We start from the raw sequence: 26,454 nt of genomic DNA on the forward strand, positions 1-26,454 counted from the left end.
CAATCATGAAAGAAATCGTAACCGTTATCAGTGGAGTTCCGATCCGCAGGAATTTTGTTGAAAACCTTCCCTACAATCCCCATTTAAAAGCATTATTAAAAGAAAAACGTAAAGCCCGGGTTTTGGGTGAAGTGATATTCTGAAAGAAAGTCCGTGCAAAAAATTTTCATAAGATTGATTTTGACCGACAAAGAATAGTAGGAAATTATATTGTTGATTTTTATGTAAAAACATTGGGATTAATTATAGAAATAGATGGATCAAGTCATGATGAAAAGCAGGTTTATGACGGCATAAGAGAGGAATATCTTGAATCTTGGGGACTTTTGGTTTTCAGAATAAGTGATTTTGATGTAAAGAATAATCTGAGCGTGGTAATGAAAAAATTGGAAGATTTTATTGTGCTGCATTATGGAACCACCCCGTCTTCAAAAATTCTTTAATTTTTGAATCCACCCCTCCGAGGGAGGGGAATTGTCCTTACCCATATTAGTTGTTATTCAACATAAAAAAACCTTACTAAAATTCAGTAAGGTCAGTTTGTTTATCGTAAAAATTTAAGTTAAAACATCATCATTTTCCTCTTCATGGTCATCTTCATTATCACTGAGACTCCAGTAGTTGTTTTCTTCATCTTCCTCTCCAATTTCTTCCATTTCATCATCATCTTCTGTTCCTGGAATATCCAGGCCTTTATCAACTTTATCTTCGTCAAAATCTTCATCTAAGATAGGATTTCCATCTCCGTCGAGCGAAATATGCTTTTCTTTTTTGAATATATCTTCATTGGGGTTGTAATCCATCTGCTCCAGCTTTCTGTTCTGTTCATTAATATTGTCTTCAGGTATCATATTATTACGATTTAAAGGTTTATATAATCAGAACAAAAATAATTCCAAGTTAGGATAAATGGTTAGAATAAACTTCAGGATTGACGCAATTGGGCATTTTTTCATTTTTTGAAAAAGCGATGATATTTTCTGCTGCCAGTCTTGCCATCCCATTTCGGGCCTCAACAGTAGCAGAGCCGATATGCGGAAGAACGCAAACGCTTGAAAGTCCCAGGATAGGATCATCCGCATCCATAGGCTCGGGATTGGTAACATCCAGACCTGCTCCCCAAATCTTTTTATCAACTAATGCCTGATACAAATCTTTCTGATTATGAAAACCTCCTCTGGCGGTATTAATAAAAATAGCCTCAGGCTTCATCTGTTCAAAAAGAGACGCATTGAATAATTCCTGATGCTCCGGAGTAAAATTGGCATGAACACTCAATACATCTGAGTTTCTGATCAGTTCTTCAAAAGAAACATAAGTGGCTCCCAGCTCCTGCTCTGCATCTTCATTATGGTGACGGTTGTGATAAATAATATTCATTCCAAAAGCTTTCTTTGACTTTTCTGCCATTTCATATCCGATACGTCCCAGTCCAAAAATTCCCAGAGTTTTTCCGTAAAGTTCCTGTCCCAAAGCCTGTAAGGGGTCAAATGCACCCCAGCTTCCTTCCTTTACTTTCCGGAAATTGTAGCTGGCTCTTCTTGCCACCGACTGCATAAGTAAGAAAGCAACATCTGAAGTCGCCCGGCTCAATACATCAGGAGTATTTCCCACCGGAATATTTCTAAGGGTGGCTTCTTTAATGTCTACATGGTCAAAACCTACAGAATATAAAGCAATGGCTTTAAGATCCGGGCAGGCTTCAAAAAAGGTTTTATCATATTTAAACTCTGCACCGATGCTTACAATAGCATCAGTATTCTTACAGAAATCCAGCCATTCTTCATAAGACAGATTGTCTTTTTCCGGGAAAATAATTTCAAGGCCAGCTTCTTCCAGCATTTTAATTCCTGCTTCGGGAATTTTTTTATTGATAAATACTTTCATTGTAATGGATTAATGGTTTTCAATAAAAAACCTCACTTGCAAAAAGTAAGGTTTCTGAACTTTAATATTAAAAATTATTTCTTTTCATCAGAATGGTTTTTATTCTTCTCCCAGGCTTCAGAAGCAATTTCCTGAATCTCCATCCAAACTTCTTTTGCAGATTTCTGAGCCTGCGACATAAATCCGTGTTTGGTAGCTTCCTGATTCCTGCTTTTCATGTCATTGATGTAATCTTTTACCTGTTGGGAATAGCTTTCTATGCTGTATCCAGGGTTATTGTGCAGATTTTTCTGAAGATTACTAAAATCATGTGACGCTTTGAATCTGTTCGTATCCATAATATAAGATTTTAGTGATTGGGTTCTGATGTGAATCCAATTTTCATTCCGAAATGAGTTAAAGTATTTTAAATTTTGGCTAAAGCCTATAGAATGTGCGTTGATAAAAAACGGACTAAGTCCCTTCCTATTGATCAAATTGGTATTCAACAGAACTGGTGTTTGAGACCAGTTCTTCTACCAATTCCGTTTCTGATGGATAAAAATTATTGATTGGTGCTTCCAAGCATTGGAACAAATTTATAAGCCCCAAATTCCTCTTTTTCAAATTCGGTAGGACCTACTTTGGTGAATCTGTATAAAACCTGTTCATCTGTAGGTCCTAAAGGAATCACCATAATGCCCCCAATATTCAGCTGTTTTAAAAGTTCTGTTGGTAAAGTAGAAGCTCCACAGGTTACGATGATTTTATCAAAAGGAGCAAAAGTAGGAAGCCCGGCAAAGCCATCTCCAAAACTCTGGAATTTTGGAAACAGATGAAGTTCTCTGAGTTTCTTTTTAGAAAAATCAAACAGATCTTTTTGCCTTTCCACAGTGTATACGTGGGCTTTCATAGCCATTAAAACAGCGGTTTGGTAGCCACATCCGGTACCAATTTCCAACACTTTTTCACCCGGCTTTACCTTCAGCAGTTCAGACTGCTCCGCTACCGTGGAGGGATGGGAAATGGTCTGATGTGCCAGAATTGGGAATGCCCTGTCTTCATAGGCAAAATCTTCAAAGATACTTTCGATAAAAAGATGTCTCGGAACTTCACTCATAGCCGAAAGTACATTTTCGTCCGAAATTCCAATTCTGTTCCGAAGGTAGTCTACTAAAATCTTTCTTTTTCCTTTATGTACAAACGAATCCTGCATTTGACAAAAATAAGAAATTAGAAATTAGATTTCAGAAATCGTACGAAAGAATTATCCACAAAAACAGAGCAATCAAAAAATGACTGCTTTATTCTTATTTCTTAGTTCCATTTTATAGGATATGGTCCGTAAAAATCGCTGAAGGTATTATCAGCACATCTTTTTCTCACAAAAAAGTTATAACTCACTGTTTTACTTAACCCTATATAAATGGCTTTTTGACCTGCAAATACCAAATCTCCACTTGCAGGATGAGTGGAACTTGTTGTCAAAACAGTTTCATATGCAGAAATACCATCATTTTCCCAGGACACTGTAGCATCAAAAATGGAAGAATTCACAGAAGAAGTTGTTTTTGAATAGGTTGCATACCCCGGCTTTATACAGGTTGTTGTATTACTGGCCAAAACGGTAACAGGTCCCGCCCAGTTACTCCGGCCATTGTCTATTCCGCAGTTTTTTCTTACGTAAAGGTCATATTTATTATTCTTATACAATGGAAGACTATAGGAATTCTTATAGGTTACAACTGTTGTTCCATTTCCTAAAGTAAAACCTTGCTCTCCATACTGTATTTCATAATATCCTTCGCCCTGGCTAATCATATTCCAGGAAAGCTGGTTACTTCCTTTTTCAAATATCAAATTTTCCGGAGTTCCACATTTAGCCTGCGGGTCATATGGACTGTCTCCTATACATCCGGCAGTACATAATCCTAAGATGAGTAATATCGAAATTATCCTTTTCATCGTTATTTTTCTGACCGTGAATTTACTATAATTTCTTTAATGAATACATGCGTTCAATCTTAAATATCTCCAAGTGAAAAGTCATGTATTTTATAAATGTACATTCACTATCTTTACAAAAATTTAATACAGCTATGTTAAAAGCAGGTTTGGTAGGTGCCGGACACTTGGGAAAAATACATTTAAAACTTCTTAATCAGTCAGATCGATATGAATTTGTAGGTTTCCATGATAAAGATGTTGAAAACGGAAAGAAATTAGAAGCCGAATTCGGATATAAATATTTTGAAAATTTTGATGATTTATTGGAGCATATCGATATGCTGGATATTGTTACCCCAACGATTTATCATTATGATTACGCGTTAAAAGCTATTGAAAAAGGTCTTCACTTCTTTATTGAAAAACCGGTAACGCAAACTCTTGAACAGGCGGAAGAAATTTTGCGTTTGTGCCAGGAAAAAGGAATCAAGGCACAGGTAGGACATGTTGAGAGATACAATCCAGCGTTTATAGCAACTAAGGAATACATCAGCAATCCGATGTTCATTGAAATCCACAGGCTGGCTGAATTCAATCCAAGAGGGACGGATGTTTCTGTGGTACTGGATCTGATGATCCATGATCTGGATATTCTGTTGAGCATGGCAAAATCTAAGGTTAAAAACATCCATGCAAGCGGTGTTTGTGTGGTAAGCAAAACACCAGATATTGCCAATGCAAGAATTGAATTTGAAAACGGATGTGTGGCCAATCTTACAACTTCAAGAATTTCTATGAAAGCGATGAGAAAAAGCAGATTCTTTCAGAAAGACGCTTATATTTCCGTTGATTTTCTTGAGAAAAAGGCTGAAGTGATCAGGATGAAAGATGCCCCTGAAAACCCAACTCCATTTGATATGATCATTGAAAATGCAGATGGAGAAAAGAATCAGATTCTGTTTGAGTATCCGAATATCCAGCCTAATAATGCGATTCTGGATGAATTAAACTCTTTTGCAGATGCTATTACGGGTGACAAAAATGTAGAAGTTTCTCTTGAGGACGGAACTGAAGCACTGAAAGTGGCTTTGGAAATTATGAAGCTTATCAGTTAAAAATATACTGTTTTCTTAAGCAGCAATAGATACAATGCGATCTTATCATCAGAATACATAGATTATGAGATCGCATTTTTTATTTTTATAAACGAAAAGGTTTCAGTTTAGTTATTTATTATTTTATTAAGTAGGCAAAGGTTGAATCGATTAAAAATCAATATAATGAAGCCTTTTACTTATTGAATAAACGGATATTTTTTCTTTTAAAATTTTCATGATGAAATAATAATTTTTCATGAATATCTACTTCTTTATCATAAAAAATCCATTTCAAAATAAAAAACAATATATTTGAAGAATAATTCAATAAAATATTGAAAGATTTTGTTTTACATATATGGATATCTGACAAAATAAATGATCTGAATACAGATTCATATTGTATTCATTATAATTTCTAATTATTCCCTATTATTTTAAACCATTGAAACTACTATGAAAAGAGCTATTTTATTATCCACACTTTTATTGTCTCAATTTGGGACATCACAATTATTAAAGACTTCAGGACAAAAAATCGTGAATGATAAAGGTGAAAATATTCAGCTGAGAGGCCTTGGCCTTGGTGGTTGGATGCTTCAGGAAGGTTATATGCTGAAAACTGCTGATTTTGCAGGTCCTCAGTATAAGATTAAGGAGAAAATTGCAGAATTGATTGGTGAAGACGGAATGAATGAATTCTATCAGGCCTACTTAAAAAATGGCATTACCAAACAGGATATTGATCTTCTGGCAAAATCAGGATTCAATTCAATAAGACTTCCGATGCATTATAATCTTTACACTCTTCCGATTGAAAAGGAGCCTGTAAAAGGAAAAGATACATGGCTTGGAGAGGGTTTCAAAATGACAGATGATCTTCTTCAATGGTGTACAGACAACAAAATATACCTGATTCTTGATCTTCATGCCGCTCCGGGTGGACAGGGAAATGACGTTAATATCTCCGATAATGATAAATCCAAACCTTCACTTTGGGAAAGTGAAGAGAATCAGAGAAAAACAGTAGCCCTGTGGAAAAAACTGGCTGAACGGTATAAAGACAATCCATGGATTGGAGGGTATGACCTGATCAATGAACCTAATATTAACTTCACAGGCAAAAATCCGAATGGTACTGATGAAATGTCGAATGCCCCACTTTGGAAACTGCAGAAAGATATCACTGCTGCAATCAGAGCAGTTGATAAAAAACATATGATCTTCATTGAAGGCAACGGATGGGGAAATAATTACAACGGGCTTCCTGCGCTTTGGGATAACAATATGGCTTTCAGCTTCCACAAATACTGGAATTATAATGATGATCAAACGTTGAAATTTGCACTGGATCTCAGGGAAAAACATAATATCCCGATCTGGCTGGGTGAGACCGGTGAGAATTCCAATGTCTGGTTTACTGAACTGATACAGCTTCTGGATAAGCATAATATCGGATATGCATTCTGGCCTATGAAAAAGATTGATAATATCGCAGGGATCGCCAATGTAAAAATTACACCTGAATATGAGAAGCTTTTGGAGTACTGGAAAAACGGTGGAGAAAAACCCTCAAAAGAATATGCAAAAAAAGCATTAATGCAGATTGCAGATCATTATAAACTGAGCAATACGGAAGTTAAAAAAGATGTTATTGATGCCATGTTCAGGCAGATAACAGATGCTTCAACAAAGCCATTTAAAGATCATCAGGCTCCGGGAAGAATATTTGCTTCAGAATATGACCTTGGAAGAATGGGCTCCGCTTATCTGGATAAGGATTTTATCAATCTTTGGGTAAGTGATCCTGCCAAAAGGTCAGAATGGAATTCCGGGCAGCAAATGAGAAACGACGGCGTGGACATCTATAAATGTACTGATAAGATCACCAATCAGTATTATGTAGGAAAAACAGAATCAGGAGAATGGCTTCAGTATACGGTACAGTCGAAAGCAAGCAAAAATTATATATTGGATATCCGATATGCGGCAGCCAAAGATTCTAACATCAGAATCGAAACTTCTTCAGGAAAGGTACTGGCTAATGTATCATTACCATCCAGCGGAGGAAATGAAAACTGGAAAACAGTTTCTGTAAAAAACATACCGCTTCAGAAAGGAGAAAACAAAATCAGAATCTACTTTGAAAATGATGGCGCCAATATGAATTATTTTGAATTAAAATAGTAATAATTGTCTTAAATTGCAGCTCTCTTCTGAAGATTAGAAGAGAGCTTTTTAATTTCCGTATTATGAAAAAAACAGCACTTCTTTTTCTTTTGATTTCAGCATTTTCATTGGCTCAGACCTCTTTATTGGAACAAAAAATTAATTCAATCCTTAAGAACAAAAAAGCTACGGTCGGTGTTTCTGTTCTTGGGTTTGAAAATGGTTTTAAGTACGATAAAAACGGAGATAAAAAACTCCCGATGCAAAGTGTGTTCAAATTTCACATTGCAGCAGCAGCCCTGAATGCTGTAGATCACGGAAAACTTTCTCTGGATCAGAAAATTATGCTGAACCAATCGAATTTACTGGAAAATACATGGTCGCCGCTTCGTGATAAGTATCCGGCAGGAAATGTTGAAATTCCGTTAAGCGAAGTGATTGAATATACCGTTGCCAAAAGTGATAATAATGGCTGTGATATTCTTCTGAAGCTGTTGGGAGGAACCCAGGTTGTTCAGAAGTTTATGGATTCTAAAGGAGTAAAAGGTTTTCAGATCAAATACAATGAAGAGGATATGCATAAAGACTGGAATGTTCAGTATGAAAATTATAGTACTACAAAATCCGCTTCTGATGTTCTGAAAAAGTTTTATGACGGAAAGTTATTATCCAAAAAATCCACAGACTATCTGATGAAAGTAATGCTGTCTACTTCAACCGGATTGAATAAAATGGTGGAACAGCTTCCCAAAAATACTCCTGTTGCCAGGAAAACGGGAGCTTCCGGTAAGAACGAAGCCGGTTTAACAGGCGCAGAAAATGAAATCGGAATCATTACTTTACCTAACGGAAAACATTATGCATTAGCTGTATTCATCAGCAATTCAACGGAAACCGATGTGGTAAACTGCAGGATGATTTCGGATATTTCCAGGGAGGTTTGGGAATATTTTAGTAAATAAAATTTAAAGCTTATTTTTAAAGCGATTTAACATGAAAAAAATATTAGTATTAACTGCTCTGCTGGCATTCAGTTTCTTTTATTCACAAAAGAATCAGAATTATCTGGAGATCAGCTACGGAAGTGTGTGCTGCGGCCCTCCATCTGATAAACCTGTTATCAGTTTTCTGAAAGAATTTAAAAACAAAAGTCAGATCAAAAGTCTGGAAATACTGATTCAAAAAGGCATGGGAAGGGAAGGTGAATATACATTATATATCGGCACTGATTATCTGACAAAAAATCAAAAAAAACGTCTGGTGAGAGGATTAACAGCTACTATTTCCAATCAGAATAACAATAAGAAAAATCAAAATACCGGAACCGTTTTCTTTGATTCAGCAACTGTTGTTTCACAATCGGATCTTAAAGGCATAAAAAATTTAACTATCTATAAAAAATAAAGGAAAAATGATCAAAAACATTGTAGTTATCGGAGCGGGAACCATGGGGAATGGTATTGCCCATACTTTCGCACAAAGTGGTTTTAAAGTAAATCTTGTGGATGTATCTCAGGAAGCTCTGGACAGAGGTTTAAAAACCATTACTACCAATCTTGACAGAATCATTGCAAAAGGAAATCTTACAGAAGAACAAAAAGCAGAAACATTAGGAAACATTACAACCTTTACAGCCCTGAGTGAGGCTGTAGGAACTGCTGATCTCATTGTAGAAGCGGCTACAGAAAATCTGGATCTTAAACTGAAGATCTTTGGACAGATGGATGAACTGGCTCCTGCAGGCTGTATTCTTGCCACCAATACTTCTTCTATTTCTATCACAAAAATTGCTGCAGCTACTAAAAGAGCTGATAAAGTAATCGGTATGCACTTTATGAATCCGGTTCCTATCATGAAGCTGGTAGAAATTATCAAAGGATATTCTACTTCTAAAGAGACTTTTGATGCGATCTATGAAATGAGTAAGACTTTAGGAAAAGTTCCTGTAGAGGTGAATGACTACCCTGGTTTTGTGGCCAACAGAATTTTAATGCCAATGATCAATGAATCTATCGAAACTCTTTATAACGGAGTGGCTGGTGTAGAAGAAATTGATACGGTAATGAAATTAGGGATGGCACATCCGATGGGCCCTCTTCAGCTGGCAGACTTTATTGGTCTTGATGTATGCCTTGCGATCCTGAACGTTATGTATGACGGATTCAAAAATCCAAAGTATGCACCGAATCCATTACTGGTAAATATGGTGACAGCGGGGAAACTTGGGGTAAAATCAGGAGAAGGCTTCTACGATTATTCTGAGAGCAAAAAAGCTGAAAAAGTTTCAAAAATGTTCCTGAAGTAATCTTAAATCAATAATTTTATTTATCTTTGAGAAAGTTAAAACATTAAAAAAATGAAATTACCAAAGTTTTTATTAGCAGATAATTCGGAATTTCCAGAGGATCTATTCGTAGTTCATACAGAATATCCAAGATTTATCCTAAACGTTGAGGAAGAAGAAGTTGAGTGGTTAGATGATCTTGAAGGTGATGATGAAGAAACTATGGCAGACGAGGCTACTAAAGTAGTAGAAGCAGCGTTCAAATGGTGCGACGAAGAGTTGGCTAAGTACGACGAAGAAGAGGAAGATTAATAACACTCTAAACATAAAAAAGGAACTCAGTTGAGTTCCTTTTGTTTTTTATTCTGATTTAGTGAATTTCAATAACAGAAGATTGTCTTTGTACAATTCTAAAGTATTCCCTGAAATTACATATTTGTTTGCTTTTCCCATCATATCCATAAAGTTCTGCTCTACTCCGATGTTGTTGCACATCATTTTCGTAGATCCCATCTGTCCCGCTGTAAAACCACCTGTGGACGGATCTATTGTAGCTGTTCCGAAATAATTGTTACATCCTGCATTTCCTGAGATTTTCTCTCCTTCAATATTCAATGTCGGAACTTTACCTTTTACCGTTTCAGCCAGTGTCCATTTTGTATTGGCAAGAGCAGGCTGGGCTTTTCCTACTTTAGAAGCAGAAGGGCTTGTCATTGATCCGCATGAAGCTAATACGGCAGCTGTGCATATACTTAAAAAAAGATTTTTCATTTTTTTCTTTTTGAATTAACCCAAATTTACGGAAATTATATTATTTAAACGGGCTGCCACAAATTTTATTATTCTTTAACACTTCATATTTTGAATATTTTTCAGACTGCATTTTTAATGACAAATGCATTTTTGATTGTCCAGATTAGGGTTGGCAAACACAAAGGCACAAATTTGTTAATATATATAGAGTTTAAAGCGCAAGGATTTTATCTCCGATACAATTTTAATACTCTACCCTTGTCATTCCGAACAAAGCAAGGAATCTATGTTATAATTGGTTTATAAAACAGATTGAGACTCCTACGGAGTGATAAAGATTGAGGGCTGACCAGGAAAAACATTCACAGAATGCGATTAATTCAATAGGAACGGGCTTTAACCCGTTTACTTAAAAAGCAAGTATTCAATTGGCTTCAGCCAAAACATATTAATCCTGATATTTTAAAATGATTAAAAACAAAAAACGGACTTAATAAAGTCCGTTTCTATTATCTTGATATATATATTCAAATATTAAGATCTCAACTCTGCGTTGAATTCTTTCTGGAAAGATTTGATTAAAGAATCCATTACTTCTGTAATTTCTTTTTCTTCCAGTGTTTTTTCTTCATTTAAAAGCTCGAAGCTCATTGCATACGACTTCTTGCCTTCAGGAAGATTTTTACCTTCATATACATCGAACAGATTAATGCTCTTAATGAAAGGTGATTTATTCTTTTTAGCGGTTTGATATAAATCCTGATAGTTAACATTTTTATCAATCAATAAAGCTAAATCTCTTCTGATCTTGTTGAACTTCGGGATATCTTTAAATTTCAGTTCATTTTTGGAGCGTAATTCCTGAGCGTATTCCAGTTCAATTTCTGCGTAGAAGCATTCCTGATCAATATCAGAATCTTTCAATAAAGCAGGTGCTACTTTTCCTATTCTTACTAAAACTTTACCTTCTGCCTCGTATGCTAATGCATCAGAGAATCTATCATCAGAAAGGGCAACCTCTTTGTAGTCTACCGCAAGTCTTTCCAATAAAACTTTCACATACGCTTTAAGATTATAGAAACTTACCGCAGATTTAGGCTGAAGCCAGTTTTCTGCAACATCTCTTCCGGAAACCAATACTGCCAATTGTTTTCTTTCTTCGTATTTATCTTTTTTGTGATAAATTTTTCCTAGTTCGAAGAACTTGATATCCTGGTTCTTTCTGTTGATGTTATAAACTGTATTCTGAAGAAGTCCTTCCAGTAAAGACTTTCTCATGAATGCCAGATCTCCGCTTAAAGGATTCAATAGTTTTACGGCATCAGTTTCATCTTTTACAGAAGTTAATGAGTTGTTCATTACTTCATTGAAACCAAGGCTCTGCAAAGCTCTTGCCCAGCTGTTTTCCAGTTCATCCTGATCGTTAGCACTCAGTTTAACCGGTGTAAACGAAATTTTTTGAGGAGCATCAATCTTATTATATCCGTAGATTCTTAAAATTTCTTCAATCACATCGATTTCTCTTGTAACGTCTGCTCTGTAAGCAGGAACAGAGATTTCAAAACCGTTTGGAATTTCATTCAGAACCTGAATTTCCAATGCCTTTAATATTTCTTTTACTTTTTCTCTGTGAATTTTTGTTCCTAAAATCTGTTCAATTTTAGAGAATCTCAGGATCACATAGTTGTCCTCTATTTTTTTAGGATATTCTTCCAGTAACTCTCCTACCAACTTTCCTCCAGCAATTTCCTGTATCATTTTGATAGCATGAGTAATTGCCGTTCTTGTAAGATTCGGGTCTACTCCTCTTTCAAATCTGAAAGAAGCATCTGTGTTCAAGCTGTGCGCTTTTGCTCCTTTTCTGACAGCAATCGGGTTGAAGTAAGCACTTTCAAGGAAGATTGTTTTTGTAGTATCAGATACTCCTGAGTTTTCACCACCGAATACTCCGGCAATACACATCGGTTTATCTTTACCATCTTTGATCATGATTTCAGAACCGTTCAAAGTTCTTTCAACCCCATCTAAGGTAGTAAATTTTGTTCCTGGTTTCACCACTCCTACTTTTACTTTCTTATCGGCAATTTTATCTGCGTCAAATGCGTGAAGCGGCTGTCCGTATCCATGAAGAATATAGTTGGTAATATCTACAACGTTATTGATCGGGCTTAATCCTATCGCCTTCAACCTGTCTTTTAACCATGATGGAGACTCTGCTACCTTTACCTCTTCTATAACAGCACCTATATATCTTGGACACAATTCTGCATCTTCAATTTCCAGTGTGAAATCATGAGTTCCTTCATTATTCAAAGCTTCAGAAGCCACTTTATTAAACTGAGATTTCAATTGATTGGTGGAAAGATAGGCGTGCAGATCTCTGGCAACACCATAATGGGACATTGCATCGGTTCTGTTTGGGGTCAATCCGATTTCAAAAACCTCATCATTAGTCAGTTCAAAATAATCCGCAAAGTTTTTCCCTACTTCATATTTTGTTTCATCCAGCACCATGATTCCTCCGTGATCCTCACTAAGACCTAATTCATCTTCAGCACAGATCATTCCCTGAGACACCTCTCCTCTGATTTTGGCTTCTTTAATTTCAAAAAAGTTTCCGGTTTTGTCATAGATTTTAGTTCCGACAACGGCTACAGGAACCGTCTGTCCTGCTTCCACATTAGGAGCTCCACAAACGATGTTCAGCACTTTTCCGTTTCCTACGTCTACAGTTGTCTTTTTCAGTTTGTCAGCGTTCGGGTGTTTTTCGCAGGTTAATACTTTACCCACAACGATACCTTCAAGGCTTCCTTTTACACTTTCAAATTTATCTATCCCTTCAACTTCAAGACCTATATCTGTAAGGAACTCACCGATTCTTTCAGTTTTTAATTCCGTTTTTACAAAGTCTTTCAGCCAGTTGTTTGATATTTTCATTTGTTAATCTATCTACTTATTTAATTCGTCAGATGAGTTCTAGATTTCATCTGCTCAATTTGAAACTTTTATTTGAAATTTCACACTCTGTTCCTGTGTAATTTTTCGAGCTACAAATGTCGTGTTTTTTTGAGAAATAGAGAAATTTAGAAGCGATTTTAAGATAATAAATTTTCGTTAATCTCACTGCTTCAGGTAAGAATCTCTGATCAGGTCGTCTTATTGCCTTCTTCGGATTAAAGCGGATTCCTCACAGCTTAAAAATTCAACAATGCAATAATTAATATTCTTTTGAATATGTTTTTTTCTCCACTAAATATTCACTTTTAGTTCCATTACCTGTTCTGAAAAGGGTTTTGATGGTATTCTTCTGTTTAGGTTTTGAAGGATCAGGAAGAAAACACTGAAAATGTAAATGAGGTCCGTTTGTCCATCCTGTATTTCCACTCAAACCAATTAACTCACCTTTTTTAACCTCATCACCTACTCTTACTTTAGCCCCGCTTTCTTTTAAGTGAAAATATTGAGCAATTGTACCATCCGAATGTAAAATAGAAATATAATTGGCCAAGTTAGCACAACTTATTGTAGGGCAGCCAGTATTATTGTTCTGAATTATATCAATCACTTTACCTTCTCTTGCCGCGGTGATTTCTGTGCCCTCAGGCATTACAAAATCTAAAGAATTTTCATTCTGATGAGAAAATACCCCGTTGTATCCCTGATACACATTAAAAGATTTCCCCCTTTTAAAGGGAAGGTCATACTGGTAAGAAGTATCAAATTCTTTTATCGTTGCATCACCCGCCAATGTATAGTATGGCATTTTTTTAACTTTCCAGCCTTTCTTTTTATCATTGATAACAAAATAAGCAATCCTTTTCTTCATTGATTTAGGTGGAAGCACTCTGATCATTTTAAATGATTCCGGGCTTTTCAGATTTTCTAATTCCGGTTGTTCGGAAAAAGTGATTGAAATCGGATAAATTTCCGTATTATCAGCATAATATGCAATCGTATCATTTTTCTGTTCGTAATAGATTTTTGCATTTTTCTGAGAATAGCCCCATAGCGAACAAGCAAGTAATCCTAAAGTTATTATTTTTTTCATGTTTATTAAGTAGTGTTTTTCACGCTTTAAATAATGTTTCTTCTTAGTATAATTTTACCTTGAAATTGAAAATTCAACATAGTCTTATACTTTGAAATTTTATTAAAGCTTCTTATTTGATGAGCGGATAGCTAGATTATAAAAAAAGCCGGAAAATTCCGGCTCTCTATTATTTGTTATGCTAATATTACAATCCGATTACCGGCATTGATAACATTAAGATATTTTCATTTTCTTCAAGACCGTCAAGAGGTTCAATGATACCAGGTCTGTTAGGTTGGGACATTTTCATCGTGATATCATCAGATCCTAAGATAGTCAGCATTTCAGTTAAGAATTTGGAACTGAATCCGATATTGATATCTTCTCCGTTATAGTCACAAGGGATCTGCATATCTGCTTTGTTGGCATATTCAGTATCTTCTGCATGAAGGTGAAGAATATTTCCGGAAAGCTTGAATCTTACCTGGTTGGTAGATTTGTTAGACATGATAGACGCTCTTTTGATTGCTCCCAATAACAGGTTTCTGTTGATGGTCAATACATTTGGATTTTCTTTTGGAATTACTGCTGTATAGTTCGGGTATTTTCCGTCAATCAGTCTACAGATCCAGATATGTTTACCAAAAGTAAATTTAGCCATATTCTCATTGAAGTCGATGGTAACGTCTTCATTGGAGCTTGCCAGGATATTTTTGAAAATGTTAAGAGGCTTTTTAGGCATGATAAACTCCATTGGCTCGGCATTCATAAGATCTGCTCTTTTGTAAACCACCAATCTGTGGGAGTCTGTAGAAACGAAATTGGTTTCGTTCTCTCCAAACTGGAAAAGAACTCCTGTCATTACCGGACGAAGAGAGTCGTTACTTGTAGCAAATAGTGTGTTTGTTAATGCTTCAGACAGCACTCCTGCCGGCATCGTTACACTCTGTGAAGCGTCGAATTCCGGTAACTCAGGATAGTCATCAGCATTGTCTAATGCTACTGCGAAATTATCTTTTTCATCTAAAATCTCAAGCTGGCTTCCGGTTCCTTCGGCATTGTCTTTTACGACAAATGTCAGAGGCTGTTCACCATAGGTCTTGATAAAATCCTGAAAAATTTTAGCAGGAACAGCAAATTTACCTGTATCATCAGACTTTACTTCAAGAGAAGTAACAAGAGTTGTCTCGCCGTCAGATGCTGTAATGGTAACATTATTTCCGTCTAATTCAAAAAGATAGTTTTCTAAAATCGGTCTCGATTGAGAGCTTGATATTACGCCACTTACAGTTTGCAAAGCCTTCTGCAGTTCACCACTTGAAATAATAAATTTCATAGATTTATAAAATAAGTTTCTACAAATATAATAAATAGATACAATAAAGAAAAGAATAATATGGAGGAGTTTTTAACAAAGATCCTTAATTTGTTTTGAGCCTTGATATTATACTTAGATTTATGTGGAGATTCATTTTTTTATCAAATACAAAACCTATATTTGTGAAAAAAGTTCAAAATCATGCAAAAGCCTCCGCTCCATAAAAGTTTTCTCAATGCTTTCCGGGGTGTTTTTATGATGATTAAAGCAGAGAGAAATTTCCGGATTGAACTGCTGGCATTTTTCATAAACCTGTTTTTCATTTTTTATTTCAAATTAAACACTACAGACGCTGTATTGGTTATTATTGCTTCTTTTGCGGTTTTAAGTGCTGAGATTTTCAACACTGCTATTGAAAAGATCTGTGATATCATTCAGCCTGATTTTGATGAAAGAATCGGGTTTATTAAAGATATCGCCGCAGGAGCTGTAGTGCTGACAGCCATTGCAGCAGTGATTATCGGGATTTTGGTGTATTGGAAATATATTGTTGGGTAAAGAAATCTGAAAGAAATATTGCCGACAAATACTGAAGTTACATGCTTAACCACCCCGTCAAAAATTCTTTTAATTTTCGCCACCCCTCCGAGGGAGGGGAATTTCACGTCTTCAGATCAAAGGTTGTGAAAGCAAGAAGTTTTTGCTTTTTTCTTATTTAACAGCGATGAAAATCTCCACTTCGGCATCTGAAGGGTTTTGTGCTTTTTCTCCATAGACTTCAAAATCGGCGGTAAAGAGTCTTCCCATATCCATTTCCCAGATTTTCAGCCACTCATTGATCACCAGATCTTTTGAAAGGTCTCCTTTTGTGGTAAATTTCACATAATCTCCGCCATCAAAGGAATACCCTACCATTCCTTCCGGTATATAATCAAGGCTTTCTACTTTACATCCAAGAACTGTAGTGTATGGCTTTGTATGGTCTTTTTCGTAATCTGTGTAGATAGAATAGATGGTATTGTCTATCCTGTTCGGGATTGAATTGGGCATATCTTCACTGATCATTTTTTCCCATAATAAAGGGATGTCTTTTCCTGCCTGTCCACTTTCATTTGTTGTTCTCACCGAGATCCCGATCACCTTAAAAGGATCGACTTTTACTTTATTCATTTTTTGATTTTTTATTGTATGACAAAGATACAGAGGGGGTGTGACAAGGGTATGTCAGGAGTTTTTTTAAGTTTTGGCTAAAGCCGGTGGATTTGGGTTTTATAGAATGAGTGGGCTAAAGCCCACTCTTATTGAATATTTACTCGTGATATTTGGATAATATTAGTGTTATTAGTGTTTAAAATGGGAATTTTTGCATAAAAAACAATCTATCCATAACCTTTGTCCAGTCCGCTAGGAATGTAAATTAATATGTGAGAGTCTATAGATTCCTTGCTTTGTTTGGAATGACAAAGAAGCTGTTGATACTTACCAAAGATAAAATTACTTGAGTTCAGTATTTCCAATTCTTATTGAGATTGCTTCGCCCTGCCCGCAAGACAGTGTGGGTATGTTTTAAAGATGAGGAACTATTTTCCGACATAAATAAATCCTTTCTTTCCGGATTTAAAAATGGTTTCAATTCTTTTATAATCGTCTACTTCATATTCATCTGCCTGAAGGATTTCTGCTTCACTCACGTCAAACAGCATTCCTTCTATCTGATCATCCTCATTCCCTGAAAACTGCAGTACCGGATGATATTTCTGTCCGCTTTTCCGCAATACTTCAGGATCTGTAATTTCAAGCATATTGAGCTTATATCCTGATAAAATATCTTTTTGTCCTTCTAAAAGTCTTCCGAAGGTTTCAAGCTGTACCTGTTCTTTCTGCAGGGTTCCATAAGAGAATAAATAAGGCATTATAAATATTTTTCAATGATTGGGATGGCAATTTCGGCCATCATTCCATAGCCTTTTTCGTTGGGATGTACCCCGTCTGCAGATAATAAAATCTCCTTATCTTCCAGAAAAGCAGAATAAAAATCTATATAGACCAGCGAATGCTCTTCGGCAAGATCTTTAAGGATCTGATTATAGGCAACAACTTCCTCATTGTTTCTCAACTTCCCTGAACTTACCACTACTCCATCTACCTTCTGAGAGAAAGGAAGAATGCTTACAAGATAAATTTCATTGGAAAATTGTCTGGCATGATTGATAGCCGCCGAAATATTGTTTTTAAATTTTTCAGGAGCTACCATCTGCACTCCGTCTTTTAGGGCGAGATCATTGGCTCCGTAACTTAAAAAAATGATGTTTCCGTCTGGAGAATTTCTTGCATTAAGTTCGTGGGGGATTCTTTTGAGTAATCCTTCTGTCGTTTCTCCACCGATTCCCAGATTGAAAAGAATCAGTTCATCTCCATTTCCTTCATGAAATTTCTGAAGGGCATATCTTTTCAGAATATCTACCCATCCGCCAAAAACTCCGTCATATTCCCCATAAGTAATACTGTCACCGAAGAACAGCCCGTAAATAATTTTCTTCATTCAACTTTATTGTTTCCTTTTTTGTTAAAGTAAAAATAGTGAGAAAAATTATTAATATCTTTCAACTGACATAGTTTTTAACGCAAAAGACGCAAAGTTTTTTATATTAATTCCATGTTTTCGTTCGCAGGGGCGTTTCACTTAGCTATAGACCAATTTGTACTCTGGTTGAATAAACTTATTTGAACCATTAAGATTTTTGAAGGGATAAAGAATTATTAAGGCAACAGCTAAAGCTATTATGAAGAATGCCTTATTCATCAGCGATGAACCTTAACTTTTCTTACAATCTTTATTATTCTTAATGGTTTAAAATGTATTCTGCTTTTTGACGCAAAGATATTATCGCTATTCTCTTGATTCAAGGAAGCAAAGAGAGAATCAACAAGTTGATTTGATGAAGCTAGCTGGAAAAAATTCCACCCATTACTCATTACTCATCATTCTAATGTCAGTGTAATATTCGTATGTGATTCTATAATTTCCACTAAAATTTCAAAAAGGATCTGTCCTTTTCCTTCCTCTAATTCATTCAATTTCTGCTGAATTAATTCTATGTTGAAAGGTTTTCCATGTCTGATTTTATTTTCGTAGAATTCACGGGTAGCAGCAAAGCCTAAGTCTTCTTTTGACTTCTGTGATTCCTTCCAGATGATTTCAATTTCCTCTTTATTTTCGAATACTCCAAAACCGCCGTAGAGAATGTCATCAAAGCCATCTAATGTTCCCACTTTCCAATCAACATCTTTCATCAGAACATGGGAAGCTTCTTCGTAGAAACCATCTAAAGACGAAAAATGACCGCCATGGATGACGATCATTTTTCTTGTATTGTTATTTGAAGTATTCAACACCGTTTTTGAATATGTTGTGATAATTCGCGGTTGGTATATTTTTCATGAGACCTTCAGCAAATCTTTCCGGGTGCCCCATTCTTCCATAGATCTTTCCACATGGGCTGGTAATTCCTTCAATTCCGAATAATGAGTTATTTGGGTTGAATGGCATTCCGTGAGCGATGTTTCCGTCAAGATCTATGTATTGGGTTGCGATCTGTCCGTTTTCATACAGTTTTTTGATTTCTTCTTCTGAAGCCATGAAACGACCTTCTCCATGGGAAATGGGAATAGTGAAGGTCTGACCTTTCATTCCTTTTAACCAAGGACTTTCGTCATTCACTACTTTTACAGTAACCATCTGAGAAATATGTCTTCTGATCGCATTGTGCGCTAACGTCGGCGAGTTTTCATCAAGATCCTTGATTCTTCCGTAAGGTAACAATCCTGACTTCACAAGTGCCTGGAATCCGTTACAGATCCCAATGATCATTCCATCTCTGTCTAATAATTCGTGAACTGCATTTTTCATTTTTTCGTTTTTCAGAACGTTTACAATGAATTTTGCAGAACCATCCGGTTCGTCACCTGCAGAGAAGCCTCCGGAGAATGCCAGAATCTGGGAAGTTCTGATCTCTTCCACCCATGCATCAATGCTTTCATCCAATAACTGGTGATTAATATTGATCAGAGGTAAACTGCTTACTACAGCACCTTCTTTCTGGAATGCATTCAGTGTGTCATATTCACAGTTTGTTCCCGGGAATACCGGAGCGAATACTTTTGGCTGAGCAATTCCGTGTTTTTTGATGATAATATTTCTTGGGTTGACAGAATTGTGTTTTTCATCAATTTCCACCGTGATCTTTTCTTTTTCAACTGTTGGGAAAAGGTTTTCGAATGTACCAGTAAAACTGGATTCGAGATTTGAAATTTGAAATTTGAAATTGTTGATGATCAAAGTTTCATCCTCAACTACCTTTCCAATCAACTGAAGTTTTACAGAACTTAATTCTTCTTTCGCTTCAATAATTAAGCTACCGATATTTTTAGCTAATAAAACAGCTTCGTCAGCGTTAATTTCAGCTCCTAATCTGTTTCCGAAGCTCATTTTTGCTAAAGCTACGGCAAGACCTCCCTCTTTTACTGTTTTTACAGAGACAATTTTTCCTGCCTTGATGTTTTCGAAGATCAATTCAAAAACTTCTTTTAGAGCATTATAGTTTGGAAGTCCGTTTTCCTGAGCAATATGGTTAAAGAAATACAGTTTGTTTCCTATTTTTTTCAATTCAGGAGAAATGATATTTTCTTTGTCTCCGTTGGCACATGCAAAAGAAATCAAGGTTGGCGGAACATTCAGATCCTGATATGTTCCACTCATGGAGTCTTTTCCTCCGATCGCTGCAAGACCTAAATTGATCTGTGCATCGTAAGCTCCCAAAAGTGAAGCTAAAGGTTTACCCCATTTTTCTGGGTTTTGACCTAATTTTTCAAAGTATTCCTGGAAGCTCAGTCTGATATTTTTGTAATCTCCTCCCATCGCCACAATCTTCGCCACACTCTCCACTACGGCATAAGATGCTCCCAGCAATGAGTTTTGTTTTGATATTTCCGCATCGAATCCCCAGCTTGCCAAAGAAACGGTTTTAATATCTTTTGCTCCTAAAATTGGTAATGTCTGTACACTTCCTTCCATCAGCGTCTGCTGATATTTCCCTCCTAAAGGCATTGCAACAGTCGTTGCTCCAATAGAAGAGTCGAACATTTCAAGCAGTCCTTTTTGGGAAGCTACGTTTTTATCTTTTAAGATGTTCAGGAAGTTTTCGGCTGTGAAAGCTTTTGTTTCTTCTTTTACCTCTTCCAGGTGAGTGATTTTCACTTCCTGAGATTTTGAACATCCGTTGGTATCTAAGAACGCTCTTGAAAGGTCTACAATTTTGTCTCCTTTCCAGAACATCTGCATTCTTCCGGAATCTGTCACTTTTGCTACTTCTACCGCAACAATGTTTTCAGCTTCGCAGAATCTGATGAATTTTTCTTTATCCTGAGGATCTACCACTACCGCCATTCTTTCCTGAGATTCAGAGATAGCCAGTTCGGTTCCGTTTAATCCTTCATATTTTAATGGTAATACATCAAGGTTTACTTCTAAAGAGTCTGCAATTTCACCAATCGCTACAGAAACTCCTCCTGCTCCGAAGTCGTTTGATTTTTTAATCAGCTTTGTTACTTCAGGATTTCTGAATAATCTCTGAATTTTACGCTCTTCTACAGCATTTCCTTTCTGAACTTCTGAGCTCATCGTGTGGATAGAAGTTTCGTCCTGTTCTTTTGAGCTTCCGCTTGCACCTCCTACTCCGTCACGGCCTGTTGCACCTCCTAAAATAATGATTGAATCACCACTGGCAGGTTTCTCACGTCTTACCCAATCTACAGGAACAGCCCCGGTAACAAAACCAACTTCCATTCTCTTGGCTTTATAGCCTTCGTCATAGATTTCAGAAACCATCGTTGTAGCAAGACCAATCTGGTTACCGTAAGATGAATATCCGTTGGCAGCCTGCTTCGTAATGGTTTTCTGAGGTAATTTTCCTGGTAATGTTTTGTCAACGGATTCTAAAACATCTGCAGCACCCGTTAATCTCATAGCCTGGAATACAAATGATCTTCCGGATAATGGGTCCCTGATAGCACCTCCCAAACAAGTAGAAGCACCTCCGAAAGGTTCAATTTCTGTTGGGTGGTTATGGGTTTCGTTTTTGAATAATAAATACCAGGGTTCTTTTTTACCATCGTATTCTGCTTCGATCTGAATGGTGCATGCATTGATCTCATCAGAAATAACAAGGTTTTCAAGATTCCCTGTTTTATGGAAATATTTACCGCATACTGTTGCCAGGTCCATTAAGGAAATTGGCTTCAATTCGCGGCCTAAGAATTTTCTTTTTTCGATATAATCATTGAAAATAGTTTCCAATGTATGTTTGAACTGACCTTCAAACTGAATGTCTGACAACTGTGTTTCAAAAGTCGTGTGACGACAGTGATCGCTCCAATAGGTGTCTAATACTTTTAATTCTGTTTCCGTAGGATTTCTCTCTTCAGTTTTGAAGTATTCCTGGATGAATTTCAGGTCGTCCAATCCTAAAGCAAAACCATGGTTGTTATAAAAATCCTCTAGTTCCGCATCATTGAAATTGATGAAGTTTTCGTGGATGATTACTTTTGACGGTGTTTCATCAGCTGGAATGTCCAGGATTGACAGGTCTTTTTCCTGAGATTCTACTTTGTTGATCAGAAGGTCTTTGATTTTAACCAAATCTTCTTCAGAAACTCCTTCAAATTCGATCAGTTTTCCACTTCTTACTTTTGATTTTTCATTTTCAGTCAGTAAGGCGATACACTGCTGTGCAGAATCTGCTCTCTGATCATACTGTCCCGGTAAAAATTCCATTCCGAAATGAATAGTTTTTGCAGGGTTTTCTGTGTGTAAAATATCAGTAACAGGGTCTACGAAAGTGTTGTTTACTACTTTTTCAAATTCTCCGTCATTCAGATTGAAAATATCATATACATTGTATACTTTCACGCTTTGAACACCCGGGACAACCGCTTTTACTTCATCAAAAATTTTTGGACTTTCAACATCGAAAATTCCTCTTTTTTCTACGAAAATTCTTTTGTTATTAGACATTAGATGTCAGATTTTTAATATTAGATTTATTTTTTCTTTTTACTTTTTCTGAGTTAAAGTTTTTTCTTTAAACCCATGATATTGAAAATTTTTGAAGGAGATTTTCTCTCCAACCATTATACTGTACAAATTTAAAGGAATAAGTCGTATTTTCTTCAACTTTGAACCTTGGAATTTCCAATTTTATTTGTTGATAAACTTATTGGGGTTATCCTGATGTTCTTTCTGAAAGTCTTCTGCATTTTTTATTTCTTCCTTAAGCCAGTGTTCGAAAGGAACTTTCTTTTCATTAAAATCCTCAATGGCATAAAATGTTTTTCCATCTTCTGAAACCAGGAACTTGAAGCGGTAAAGCATATCCAAATCTTTCTTCCTGTCATTATAAGTATTCACCTGATAATACGGAAAATTTTCTTTTGGTCTCTCGACGATTTCAAAAAACAGATTCTTTTCCTTTTCAGATAACTTGTCGTAAAAATTTACATAATAAAGATCTGAAAACTTTTTCTTCTGTTTTTCAAAGAACTGAAGGATATTTTTTTCTTTTTCATTGTATTGAAACGGATTCGGGTAGTATTTCCCGTCTATTTCAACATCCTGTTCTGTGGGTTTTACTAATGGCTGAACAGTTTGTCCTTTAATATTCATCACTCCCCATTTACCTCCTACAATGGATCTGTGCTCGTCATTTGTTTTTTCCCAGTCGCAGCCATCACAAAATGAGGCATAACCATAATTGAATGGGAATGCAAAATCATGCTCAGCTTCAATAACCGTCTTTCCGTTTCGGTCTGCAAATCCTACTTTACCATTTTTAACCAATCTTCTCAGTCCTTCAGAGAAATAATCTGCTCCATTGTCAAAAAGGAAAGGCTGATACAGGAATTTCCCATTTCTATCATACACATATCCCCATGCATTTTTCTCTGATTTTTCGCCTTCTTTACTTCCATCAAAAAGAATGGTTTCTCCTTCTACAGGATCTCCATCTTTAAGGAATGAAAAGACTTCGAACTGTGCAGGAACAATTATTTTTCCAGCTTTATCTTTTACTCCCACTAAAGAATCTTTGGATTTAAAATAATGTAAACCCTCTTCTTTACTTTGAGAAAAAGAAATGATTGGAATCAATAGAACAGTTACCAGTAGTTTCTTCATAACGGAGTGGGAAATAAAATATGCAGCCGAAAAGACTGCATATTGTTTTATACTTTAAGATCAGCTTCCAATCCTATTAAATCTTTGTTTTGGTCTATAATCGGCTGTACTTCATTCTTGACGAATTCCTCCGTCTGAATCGGCGCGAAACCAATAAAGTTCTTAGGGTCTAAAACTTCTTTCAGTTTTGATTTGTCTAGTTTTAAAGAGTTATCATTTAAGATTCTCTCAATAAGGTCGTTTTCTTTTCCTTCCTCTTTCACTTTTTTGGAAGCTTCCATAGAGTGAACTCTGATCACCTCGTGGATTTCCTGACGGTCACCACCAGCTTTTACCTCTTCCATGATGATGTATTCTGTTGCCATGAAAGGAAGCTCTTCCATAATGTGCTTGTTGATTCTGTTTGGATAAACAACAATTCCGTTCAGAATATTGTTCCAGATTAAGAGAATAGCATCAACAGCTAAGAAGGCCTGAGGAATGGTTAATCTCTTGTTGGCAGAGTCATCCAATGTTCTTTCAAACCATTGTGTGGAAGCTACCATAGCAGAACTTGTTGTCAGAGACATTACGTATTTTGCCAATGCTCCGATTCTTTCGCTTCTCATTGGATTACGTTTGTATGCCATCGCCGATGAACCGATCTGGTTTTTCTCGAATGGTTCTTCAATTTCCTTAAGGTTCTGAAGTAAACGTAAATCGTTTGTAAATTTATGCGCAGATTGTGCAATATTTCCTAATAAAGCAACTACTTTCGCATCAATTTTTCTATCGTAAGTCTGTCCGGAAACCCCGAAAACTTTATCGAAACCGAATCTTTTTGAAAGTTCTTTATCTAAGTGTTTTACTTTTGAATAATCACCGTTGAAAAGCTCAAGGAAACTTGCAGCCGTTCCTGTAGTTCCTTTTACGCCTCTGAAACGTAGGGTTTCAAGGAAGAAATCCAGTTCTTCGATATCAAGAACCAAACTCTGTAACCAAAGGGTAGCTCTTTTTCCAACTGTAGTCAGCTGAGCCGGCTGGAAGTGTGTGAATCCTAAAGTCGGAAGGTCTTTATACTGAATAGCAAAGTCTGCTAAGTTCTTCATGACGTTAACCAACTTTTTCTTTAAGATTAAAAGTCCGTCACGGATCTGAATTAAATCTGTATTGTCTCCTACAAAAGCTGAAGTAGCTCCCAGGTGGATAATTCCTTTTGCTGAAGGTGCCACATCGCCATAAGCGTGAACGTGAGCCATTACATCATGACGGAATTTTTTCTCATACTCTGCTGCTTTCTCATAATCGATGTTCTCAGCATTAGCTTTTAACTCAGCGATCTGCTCGTCTGTAATTTCAAGTCCAAGGTCTTTTTCGATTTCAGCAAGAGCTATCCAAAGCTTTCTCCAATTCTGGAATTTGTTATTGTGTGAGAAGTTAAATAACATTTCTTCACTGGAGTAGCGCTCTTCCAATGGATTTTTGTAGGAATTCATTCGTTCTTTTACTTTTTAGATGTACAAAAATACGGTTTTTCAGTGAGAGATGAAAATCCAGCTTTGATGATTTTCATTCATGATTTTACTTATATTTTTGCCTTGACGCAAAAGTATGCAAAAGTTTAAGACGGGAATCATCCGCTAAAAATTGGAATGTACTCCTAAAATTTCCAAACTCGCATGGATCGTTCGATTCTGCTTCGGTTCTAAATACATCTCATGCTCAGACAGTGGAAATTTTTTAACGGATTACATTCAAATTTTCTTAACGCTACTGATTCCTAAGTCAGATATTAACGCAATAACCTACCTTTAGCATTGAATTGTCATCATCAGAAAAACCAGAAAAGTTCCTAAAACAGCGACAACTATTCCTAATATGTTCAGTGCTAACATTATAAATTTACTTCTTAAGTTTTTGAAAAATGTTGCGGCTGCAGGAAAGATAAAAACATTTGACATCATTAATAGGGTAGAAAAATTTAAGCCTCCTTCAAAGGGATGATAACCATTTCTTATTATGTATATATTCACCAGTAATATAATAACATTCAAAAAAATGATACCAGCAGCAAGAATATAATTTGTTCTGGATCGCACGAAAGTTCTTTAATTAAGACTGCAAAATAACATTTTTTTCTAATTATACTTTTGCCTTGAAGCAAAAGTATGCAAAAGTTCAAGACGGGAATCATCCGCTAAAAATTGGAATGTACTCCTAAAATTTCCAAACTCGCATGGATCATTCGGTTCTGCTTCGGTTCTGAACAAGTCCCATGCTCAGACAGTGGAAATTTTTTAACGGATTACATTCAAATTTTCTTAACGCTCCTGATTCCTAAGTCGATTGATGGGAAAGCACATAAAAAAGCTGTCCCATTTCTGAGATAGCCTGTTTTACTATTTTTTAATTAGTTAATCGATAATAAGTCCGCAAGGTGATCCTACTGGGATACACTTCTTTTCAAATGAGCACCAGAAGTACCCTGCCAGACACATCGGGATACCTCCCTGAACAGTTTTTAATTCTCTTTTTGAAAGTTTTCTTAGGTTTTTCATAGTAACGTTTTTTGATTTTTCTCCTACTCTATATGCTTTTCGGATTACGCTTTAATTTGGTAATACAATATACATATTTTTCGGATATAAAAACATAACCTGTTCATTTAATATAATTTACGAAGATAATTGTTTATTAACTTTTGATGATTATCAATATCTTTTCTTAACACGAGAAATAAAAAACCTCCGCTGTTGCAGAGGTTTCGTTTTATTTGTGGAG

26 protein-coding genes are annotated in these 26,454 nt (G+C 36.1%); 9 read left to right on the plus strand and 17 right to left on the minus strand.

The features are described from left to right. Positions 1–5: 5 nt before the first annotated feature. Complete coding sequence (locus AC3FI7_RS06660; RefSeq protein ID WP_491461692.1) at positions 6–143, plus strand: hypothetical protein; 138 nt, start codon at positions 6–8, stop codon at positions 141–143. Positions 144–194: 51 nt separating this feature from the next. Next, positions 195–443, plus strand: coding sequence for an endonuclease domain-containing protein (locus AC3FI7_RS06665; RefSeq protein WP_491462086.1), 249 nt, complete (start codon positions 195–197; stop codon positions 441–443). A gap of 114 nt (positions 444–557) precedes the next feature. Here the strand turns inward: AC3FI7_RS06665 and AC3FI7_RS06670 are convergent, their stop codons facing one another. From AC3FI7_RS06670 to AC3FI7_RS06690, 5 genes are all read right to left on the minus strand, one after another. After that, the gene (locus AC3FI7_RS06670) at positions 558–851 is read right to left on the minus strand and encodes a hypothetical protein (protein WP_343658744.1); all 294 of its coding nucleotides are present in this window, start codon (positions 849–851) and stop codon (positions 558–560) included. A 49-nt stretch (positions 852–900) separates the two neighbouring features. Continuing rightward, complete coding sequence (locus AC3FI7_RS06675) at positions 901–1,887, minus strand: 2-hydroxyacid dehydrogenase (RefSeq protein ID WP_343658745.1); 987 nt, start codon at positions 1,885–1,887, stop codon at positions 901–903. Between the two features lie 74 nt (positions 1,888–1,961). Next, on the minus strand, positions 1,962–2,225 hold the full coding sequence (locus AC3FI7_RS06680) for a prevent-host-death protein (protein WP_142726305.1): 264 nt from the start codon (positions 2,223–2,225) through the stop codon (positions 1,962–1,964). 206 nt (positions 2,226–2,431) lie between these two features. Then, entirely contained in the window at positions 2,432–3,082 is a 651-nt protein-coding gene (locus AC3FI7_RS06685; RefSeq protein ID WP_142726306.1) for a protein-L-isoaspartate(D-aspartate) O-methyltransferase, read from the minus strand. 101 nt (positions 3,083–3,183) lie between these two features. Next, complete coding sequence (locus tag AC3FI7_RS06690) at positions 3,184–3,831, minus strand: hypothetical protein (RefSeq protein WP_142726307.1); 648 nt, start codon at positions 3,829–3,831, stop codon at positions 3,184–3,186. 134 nt (positions 3,832–3,965) lie between these two features. Here AC3FI7_RS06690 and AC3FI7_RS06695 point away from each other — a divergent pair, with 134 nt between their 5' ends. From AC3FI7_RS06695 to AC3FI7_RS06720, 6 genes are all read left to right on the plus strand, one after another. Further along, a complete protein-coding gene (locus tag AC3FI7_RS06695; protein WP_142726308.1) occupies positions 3,966–4,928 on the plus strand; it encodes a Gfo/Idh/MocA family protein in 963 nt (320 codons plus the stop codon). A 438-nt stretch (positions 4,929–5,366) separates the two neighbouring features. Then, positions 5,367–7,097: a cellulase family glycosylhydrolase gene (locus AC3FI7_RS06700; protein WP_491461693.1), complete on the plus strand. Its 1,731-nt coding sequence runs from the start codon at positions 5,367–5,369 to the stop codon at positions 7,095–7,097. Positions 7,098–7,162: 65 nt separating this feature from the next. Beyond that, a complete protein-coding gene (bla-A, locus tag AC3FI7_RS06705; RefSeq protein ID WP_491461694.1) occupies positions 7,163–8,041 on the plus strand; it encodes a CGA/CIA family class A beta-lactamase in 879 nt (292 codons plus the stop codon). A 31-nt stretch (positions 8,042–8,072) separates the two neighbouring features. Beyond that, positions 8,073–8,483, plus strand: coding sequence for a hypothetical protein (locus tag AC3FI7_RS06710; RefSeq protein WP_491461695.1), 411 nt, complete (start codon positions 8,073–8,075; stop codon positions 8,481–8,483). A gap of 10 nt (positions 8,484–8,493) precedes the next feature. Next, positions 8,494–9,384 carry a 3-hydroxybutyryl-CoA dehydrogenase gene (locus AC3FI7_RS06715; RefSeq protein WP_291898652.1) on the plus strand — a complete coding sequence of 297 codons (891 nt, stop codon included), beginning with the start codon at positions 8,494–8,496 and terminating at the stop codon, positions 9,382–9,384. Between the two features lie 51 nt (positions 9,385–9,435). Further along, on the plus strand, positions 9,436–9,675 hold the full coding sequence (locus AC3FI7_RS06720) for a DUF8828 family protein (protein ID WP_002977986.1): 240 nt from the start codon (positions 9,436–9,438) through the stop codon (positions 9,673–9,675). A 48-nt stretch (positions 9,676–9,723) separates the two neighbouring features. Here AC3FI7_RS06720 and AC3FI7_RS06725 read toward each other — a convergent pair whose 3' ends face one another. The 4 genes from AC3FI7_RS06725 to dnaN form a co-directional block, all read right to left on the minus strand. Beyond that, positions 9,724–10,134 carry an META domain-containing protein gene (locus AC3FI7_RS06725; RefSeq protein ID WP_142726313.1) on the minus strand — a complete coding sequence of 137 codons (411 nt, stop codon included), beginning with the start codon at positions 10,132–10,134 and terminating at the stop codon, positions 9,724–9,726. A 516-nt stretch (positions 10,135–10,650) separates the two neighbouring features. Beyond that, the gene (gene pheT / locus AC3FI7_RS06730; protein ID WP_142726314.1) at positions 10,651–13,053 is read right to left on the minus strand and encodes a phenylalanine--tRNA ligase subunit beta; all 2,403 of its coding nucleotides are present in this window, start codon (positions 13,051–13,053) and stop codon (positions 10,651–10,653) included. A gap of 280 nt (positions 13,054–13,333) precedes the next feature. After that, on the minus strand, positions 13,334–14,164 hold the full coding sequence (locus AC3FI7_RS06735) for a M23 family metallopeptidase (RefSeq protein WP_343658750.1): 831 nt from the start codon (positions 14,162–14,164) through the stop codon (positions 13,334–13,336). Positions 14,165–14,351: 187 nt separating this feature from the next. Further along, positions 14,352–15,482 (minus strand): DNA polymerase III subunit beta, encoded by a 1,131-nt coding sequence (gene dnaN / locus AC3FI7_RS06740; protein WP_034699704.1) that lies wholly within the window; start codon positions 15,480–15,482, stop codon positions 14,352–14,354. A gap of 183 nt (positions 15,483–15,665) precedes the next feature. Here dnaN and AC3FI7_RS06745 point away from each other — a divergent pair, with 183 nt between their 5' ends. Next, positions 15,666–16,022: a diacylglycerol kinase family protein gene (locus AC3FI7_RS06745; protein ID WP_142726316.1), complete on the plus strand. Its 357-nt coding sequence runs from the start codon at positions 15,666–15,668 to the stop codon at positions 16,020–16,022. A gap of 153 nt (positions 16,023–16,175) precedes the next feature. On the opposite strand, the gene AC3FI7_RS06750 is transcribed toward AC3FI7_RS06745, so the two are convergent. The 8 genes from AC3FI7_RS06750 to AC3FI7_RS06785 all read right to left on the minus strand — a co-directional run bounded on the left by AC3FI7_RS06750 (position 16,176) and on the right by AC3FI7_RS06785 (position 26,231). After that, complete coding sequence (locus AC3FI7_RS06750) at positions 16,176–16,634, minus strand: GyrI-like domain-containing protein (RefSeq protein ID WP_343658752.1); 459 nt, start codon at positions 16,632–16,634, stop codon at positions 16,176–16,178. A gap of 410 nt (positions 16,635–17,044) precedes the next feature. Continuing rightward, positions 17,045–17,377: a gamma-glutamylcyclotransferase family protein gene (locus AC3FI7_RS06755; protein ID WP_142726317.1), complete on the minus strand. Its 333-nt coding sequence runs from the start codon at positions 17,375–17,377 to the stop codon at positions 17,045–17,047. Then, positions 17,377–18,006 carry an SGNH/GDSL hydrolase family protein gene (locus tag AC3FI7_RS06760; protein WP_142726318.1) on the minus strand — a complete coding sequence of 210 codons (630 nt, stop codon included), beginning with the start codon at positions 18,004–18,006 and terminating at the stop codon, positions 17,377–17,379. The genes AC3FI7_RS06755 and AC3FI7_RS06760 overlap by 1 nt, the downstream gene beginning before the upstream one ends. 440 nt (positions 18,007–18,446) lie before the next feature. Beyond that, positions 18,447–18,860: a barstar family protein gene (locus AC3FI7_RS06765; RefSeq protein ID WP_491461696.1), complete on the minus strand. Its 414-nt coding sequence runs from the start codon at positions 18,858–18,860 to the stop codon at positions 18,447–18,449. Next, positions 18,841–22,536, minus strand: coding sequence for a phosphoribosylformylglycinamidine synthase (locus AC3FI7_RS06770; protein ID WP_491461697.1), 3,696 nt, complete (start codon positions 22,534–22,536; stop codon positions 18,841–18,843). The genes AC3FI7_RS06765 and AC3FI7_RS06770 overlap by 20 nt, the downstream gene beginning before the upstream one ends. A gap of 183 nt (positions 22,537–22,719) precedes the next feature. Beyond that, positions 22,720–23,694, minus strand: coding sequence for a WG repeat-containing protein (locus AC3FI7_RS06775; protein WP_491461698.1), 975 nt, complete (start codon positions 23,692–23,694; stop codon positions 22,720–22,722). Between the two features lie 47 nt (positions 23,695–23,741). Next, the gene (gene purB / locus AC3FI7_RS06780) at positions 23,742–25,169 is read right to left on the minus strand and encodes an adenylosuccinate lyase (protein ID WP_062671834.1); all 1,428 of its coding nucleotides are present in this window, start codon (positions 25,167–25,169) and stop codon (positions 23,742–23,744) included. A 918-nt stretch (positions 25,170–26,087) separates the two neighbouring features. Next, on the minus strand, positions 26,088–26,231 hold the full coding sequence (locus AC3FI7_RS06785) for a bacteriocin-like protein (protein WP_172617142.1): 144 nt from the start codon (positions 26,229–26,231) through the stop codon (positions 26,088–26,090). Positions 26,232–26,454 lie beyond the last annotated feature (223 nt).

The organism is Chryseobacterium sp. TQ-BC-N36 (assembly GCF_058382295.1).